This is a genomic window from Rummeliibacillus sp. TYF005 (assembly GCF_003844195.1).
In the GTDB taxonomy this organism is placed as follows: Bacteria; Bacillota; Bacilli; order Bacillales_A; family Planococcaceae; genus Rummeliibacillus.
Genome location: NZ_ML122615.1, coordinates 1 through 5,885, shown reverse-complemented (window position 1 = coordinate 5,885; position 5,885 = coordinate 1). Strand labels below are relative to the sequence as shown.

Annotated in this window: 8 protein-coding genes; all 8 read left to right on the top strand. The window is 30.5% G+C overall.

The features are described from left to right. Positions 1-545 (top strand): hypothetical protein (locus CW357_RS18425; protein WP_164489655.1); only part of this gene is annotated, 545 nt, incomplete at its 5' end. A gap of 6 nt (positions 546-551) precedes the next feature. Next, positions 552-803: a MerR family transcriptional regulator gene (locus CW357_RS17625; protein WP_164489654.1), complete on the top strand. Its 252-nt coding sequence runs from the start codon at positions 552-554 to the stop codon at positions 801-803. Between the two features lie 91 nt (positions 804-894). Continuing rightward, positions 895-1,134, top strand: coding sequence for a hypothetical protein (locus CW357_RS17620; RefSeq protein WP_124218748.1), 240 nt, complete (start codon positions 895-897; stop codon positions 1,132-1,134). A gap of 31 nt (positions 1,135-1,165) precedes the next feature. Next, positions 1,166-2,140, top strand: coding sequence for an Abi family protein (locus CW357_RS17615; RefSeq protein WP_164489653.1), 975 nt, complete (start codon positions 1,166-1,168; stop codon positions 2,138-2,140). Positions 2,141-2,407: 267 nt separating this feature from the next. Further along, positions 2,408-2,962, top strand: a complete 555-nt coding sequence (locus CW357_RS17610) for a site-specific integrase (RefSeq protein WP_124218746.1) — start codon at positions 2,408-2,410, stop codon at positions 2,960-2,962. Positions 2,963-3,413: 451 nt separating this feature from the next. Beyond that, the gene (locus CW357_RS17605) at positions 3,414-3,884 is read left to right on the top strand and encodes a hypothetical protein (protein ID WP_124218745.1); all 471 of its coding nucleotides are present in this window, start codon (positions 3,414-3,416) and stop codon (positions 3,882-3,884) included. Between the two features lie 12 nt (positions 3,885-3,896). Continuing rightward, positions 3,897-4,328 (top strand): terpene synthase, encoded by a 432-nt coding sequence (locus tag CW357_RS17600; RefSeq protein WP_124218744.1) that lies wholly within the window; start codon positions 3,897-3,899, stop codon positions 4,326-4,328. Between the two features lie 660 nt (positions 4,329-4,988). Beyond that, positions 4,989-5,144 (top strand): hypothetical protein, encoded by a 156-nt coding sequence (locus CW357_RS18420; RefSeq protein ID WP_164489652.1) that lies wholly within the window; start codon positions 4,989-4,991, stop codon positions 5,142-5,144. The last annotated feature ends 741 nt before the right edge of the window (positions 5,145-5,885 follow it).

The window sequence follows — 5,885 nt, the reverse complement described above, 5'->3', positions numbered from 1 at the left end:
TACAATCGAATCGCTGCAATAACGGAAAATATGTCATTGTAGATATGAAACATGAGAATTTTAAAGAAATCTTAAAAGAAGTCTTTTTAATGTCAGATGATAAAATTGCACATCAATTTGCACATCAGAAATCAGAAAAAAGTACCGGTAAAGCATTGGTACAACAACAATCTATTGATGAAAATAAGAGTTCTAACCTTACTATCTTTAAAACAAGCAATACAAATAATAATATATATAAGGCAATTCAACAGGATATTGAAGAAGATGTATTGAAAAATAATAATCGTGAGTATGTTGAAAAATTTGCTGTTTTAGCGTTACGAATTGGATCTGATGCGACTAGTAAGACATTTGTAAAAGCAAAAGGGCTTATTGTTCATATGGCTTTACGGATCAATGAGGGGTATACATACGATAACATGGTTGCTGCGTTTACTAAAGGTCTTTATAACGCTATGCAATATAAATCGGTTAAACCTGCAACAGTAGAATCTAAAGAAGTTCCGGCTTTTGTTCGTTTCGATTGGTTAAGAAAGGAATGATAAATCATGAATGCTGGTGAAGTAGCTACAAAATTAAATATCGCAAAAGATACTCTTCGTGCTTATTCTCTAGAATTAGAAAAAGCAGGTTATGAGTTCAAACGCAATAACAGAAATCAACGTGATTACTCAGATTATGATTTATCTATACTAAACGCTTTCTTAACGTTGAGTAAAACGTATGGACTAACGCTTAAAGAGGCAGCATCTAAGGTTTCAAGTTCAGATTTTAAACCATCAAAACGTTATCAAGGATAACGCGGAACGTGAGACCGTTGCATCTAACACTACACCCCTTTTAACCTTACCCACTGCAGATTTAGAGGATATTTTTAAAAGTATGGAGTTCATGGCAGAACACGTTGCAACGTTAGAGCGTAATAATGTCGTCTTGTTAGAACGTTTGAATGCGTTAGAAAGCAAACAAGATACTACTTTAAAGGTAATTGAATCAGGTAACAAAGATAATGAACAGATAGATACACTTATAAATGAAATTAAGAAACTCAATGAAAAAATAGAAACATTAGAGGCAGAGCAAACACAAAAAAAGAAATTATCTTTACTTGCAAAATTGTTTAAAAAATAGCAGGTTTACGATGTTAATTAGGAGGAATTATGTGGTTACTGGAAAAAGAACTGATGGTTTAATGAGACATCTTAGGGATGATAATGGTATAGATATTTCTGGCAGTAGACAAAAGAAGGAATTGCTAAGTATAGGATATTATCATGGCTATAAAGGGTATCGTTTTATTAAAGTTTCAACAAATCCCATTGGATATAATGATTTTGATGAAGTTTTAGCAGTCTATAATTTTGATATGAATTTGAAGACCCTTTTATATCCCAATATAATGGCTGTTGAAACAGCTTTAAAAAATTATACTTTAGATACTTTGGTATCCTTTGGGAATTTGGATCTTGAAACGGCATTTAATAATTTTTTGAATGATTATAGATCGCATTCAAGCAGTGATACAGCTTATAAGACAAAGTTAAAATCGTATTTGTCTTTAAGAAGTAAAATTGATGGAGCAATTAGTCATTATTATAAAAAGCATGATGCTATAAAGCACTTTTTACATAATGGACAACCTATTCCTCTATGGGCAATTTTTGAAGTATTAGATATGGGGCAATTTGGTTTGTTTTTACAATGTTTAAATGAACCAATAAGACGTCAAAATTGTTCTAATTTAAATTTAACGTATAGAGGTTTGGACCCGGATGGGCGACTAGTAGAAGTTATTATTTTTCTTTTGAAAGACTTGAGAAATGCAGTAGCTCATAATGGAGTTATTTTTGATTGTAGATTTAAAGGTAATACTAATGCAAAGCCATTGATTAAAAATTATGTTTCTTTTGAAACTAGTATCAATAATATAGATTTTTCTGATTTAGTGGATTATTTTATTTTGATTGTTCTACTTTTGAAAAAAATCGGGAAAACTAAAACTGATTTGAAAAGGTTGATTCGCAACTTTAAAGACGAGACAGAAACGTTGCGAAATCAAATTCCTGTGAATATTTTTAATGCAATTATTGGGACAGATCATAATGTTAAACTAACGGCTTTAGAAGCGTACGTTTAAAGTGGAAAATTATTTAATACTTTACGTTTAAAAGTGATTCGTGGTAACATAATAATAACTAATAGCGGTGAGTTGCTGAGGCGCTCACTTGAGGAGATTGGATGCGTCCGATCTCCTTTTTCTTTTTTAAAAATGAAAGTAAGTAAATCAAAACGTATGAAAATGTATATTTTCATACGTTTTATTGTGCGGTTTTACTGGATTCTTCGTTTTGGTATATAATAAGATACATATTATGTATGAAAATGTATGAATTGAGGGATTTAAATGACCAAAGAAAAGAACGTGCAGCCATTGCGTACAAAGGCAGAAATTGAAGATTTTCGGTGGGCACTCTCCAAATATGCGAGCGCTAGGGATCTGTTTTTATTTAATTTAGGGATTAATGTGGGGCTGCGTGTGAGTGATCTCGTCCCTTTAACGGTTCAAGATGTGCGTGGAAAGACGCATTTAGTCATTACAGAGCAAAAAACGAAGAAAACGAAGCGATTTTTAATTCCAAGAGCTACTCGAGCGATGATTGAGGACTACACACGCGATATGAGCCCTTCTACGTGGCTTTTCCCGAGCCAGAAAGGAAATGGACATATTTCTACTACGCAGGCTTATAGAGTGCTTCAGAAGGCTGCAGAAGCGCTTGGACGGGATGATATTGGTACACACACGATGAGAAAGACATTTGGGTATCATCATTACAAGCAAAATAAGGACGTGGCTGTGTTACAGCAACTGTTTAATCACTCAGCACCATCTATTACCATGAAGTATATAGGAGTGGGTGAGGATGAAGTGGATGCCACAATGGAGAATTTTTCTTTGTAAGTGTTAATTTTCTAGTTTTCCATCTTGATTTTTTTAATAAGTTAAGAAAATAATGTATATATACTAAAAAATAAAGAATGTAATTAAAGCAGCTTAGAGCATTAATTATAGATTCAATATGGAGTGAAAAGATGGAAAGAAAAGACATTAATTATAGTATAATAGCTTTGTTATTGTTAGGATGTGCATTTTTCATATCTATAATTTTCAATAAACAAGGAAATAATTTGATTTATGAGTCCTTTATGAACTTGTTTACATTTATAGGTGTTTTTGTGGATGGGATATTTTTTGTTATCCTAAAATAATTAAATACATAGGATAATAGATTTATTTTTATTTCAAAATAAGATATAAATATATTATTTTTTACTTTTTTCTCAAAAATCCCCATTTATTTATAAATTTAGTTTATCATATTATTTGATATTTAAATAAACAGGAGGAAATTATGAAGAAATATTTAATCTATTTAATGTTAGCAGTTTTAGGATTTACTACATTATTATTTTCAGCCCCATCTGATGCTTTTGCTGCTGAAATGAAACCCTTAGGATCAACGGGCTGGAAATATCGCGTTGATAAACCTCATGTTGATGGTATAAATAATGATTGGCATGTTCATGTGGAAAAGGGTAAAATTAAAGGAGCTGAGACAGTAAAGGGAGGCAAAAGTCACAACAAGACTTTAACTTCTGCAGGTGTTCCAAAAAGTATACAAAAAAAAGTTAAAGAAACTTCTGACTTTAAAAAAGGAAAAGAAAAGCAAGCAAAACTTGATAAAGAACGAAAAGAAGCAAGTAAATTTTCTTGGTCAGATCTAATTCTAAAACCTTTTGAACTACTAGTTGGTGTTGCTGTAGCTGCAGGTTTAACAGTTTGGCAAGTAATAAAGGCTGGTCCTAATTTTATATTTGGATAAGAGGGTGTAATTTTGATTTCACTTAATAGAGTATTAAATTTGAGTGACTTAGAAGTTTATCGTGTTTTTAAAGATGGAAATATTTTGTCATATGCGATAATTGAAGATACTAAGAAACCATTTACAGAAGAGGATAAAAAAATAGAACCTCTATGCTACATGGATGAAGAAGATATCAACGAAATTCTTAATGTTTTTAAAATTTATCTTATAAATGATGAACCTTTGAATAAAGAAGATTCTGTAATGTTAAGGGAATTTTTTAGTGAATTTGTAAATACAAACTCATTAACGAATTTTATCATTCAAGAATATGTTCAAGAAGACGTATATGATGATGATGATAATGTTCAAGCTTATCAAAAAATGTTAGAGTCTGTAGGTTCTTCATATAAAATAAAATTAATTGAAGAAAAAAATTGGTTGTATTTATCCCAAGACTAATACAAATATGAAATAAAAGGGAATCCAGTCAGGGTTCCCTTTTGTTTATAGTTGAGGGGGATTGGATGACCTCTTGAAGTCTTATTTTTAGACTTCTCTACAGCCCCAACAGTTTGACGTGAAGTACATCGCATTAAGAATTGACGAAATTATATATATATTGCTAATATAGATTCATGTTCTATAGTATAGAAATTTATTTTATTTCTTGTCACCACCCATGCGGGAGGTAGACGGTAGCAATTACTAAAATAGCCTTTTGGCCAAATTGAAAGCATCACATCAAGTGTAATTTTGAGGTAGGGCAAGTATGCCTATAAAACAATCAACGCATTGTTGAGTGGATCTAAATGTATCGTAGGAGCTATATGTGATACAAAAACAAAATAAGAGGATAGATTGAGCTAGTAGGTCACTAACCAAGTAAGAGGGTTAAGAGGGCGTACTTTTTTTTGCGTCTTAAATTGCTGATTTTATCTAAAAATACTTCTGTTTATTAAAAAAATAATTTAGGAGAAGAAGAATATATTAATGAAAAGATGATTAATAGAATAACTTCTTTTTTTAACATATTGATGAAATAGGAGTAAAAAAAATGCTGTGACTATTAAAATACGAATTTTTTCCAAGTAACATTTTAAAGAAAGGAAGTGATTATCAGTGAAAAAAAACAATAAAAAAGCTCATCCTCAGAAAAGAGGAAGAGCCAAAGTGAAAAGCCAAAAGTCAGATGGATATTCCTTCAAACAGTTTTCCATTGAAATTTGTATACGTACAGTGGCAAATTTTATTTCTGATTTAATTCCACACTGGTAACGTAGAAATACTAAAATAAATATTTTTCTTGTGGCAGCAAGAAAAATATTTATTTACATTGCAAATTGAAACGTTGTAGAAAAATATATTGTTACACTATATTTTTTTACAACGTTCACTAGAACTAATAGCTTAACCTTTGTTTAAACAAATGAAAAGAAAGAGCATAAGGGAAAACTGCTATCACTTTCAGTGATAGACTAGGCAAAGCCTAGTGTTTTAATGATATCGTTAATCTAAATTTTTGGCACACCTCTGAGACACCTTTTTTCGCTTGTTGGCACATCTCTGAGACATTAGTTTTATATCAAAAACAATATTCAAAATCTTTTCTTAAAACATTTTTTAATACTTTTCTAGTTGGATCTTCTTTTTGAATTTTTTCTAGAAACAAATTGAAAGTAATCTGCAAATCAAAATAAACAAATTATTTAATCAATAATTGTTTTGAAAAGTATCTTAAAAATAATAAAAAAATTATCAATTCTAGCAAACTTGTTTTGCAGATTGATAGTCTTTAGCGTACAATATGAGGTATAAAAATTGTTCGGGAAAAATAAAAAAAGCCATTCAACGTGACTATATAAGTGGTTGCAACACTTATATACTCATCACAATCGTATTCAGGGTACGATGCAAATTGTTGAAATGACTTCATTTACATTTGAAATAGATATTAATTTATCTATATGCTATTCTATAAAGTTTTTGAGTAGTTTTCAAGTGTTTAAATTTGTCATT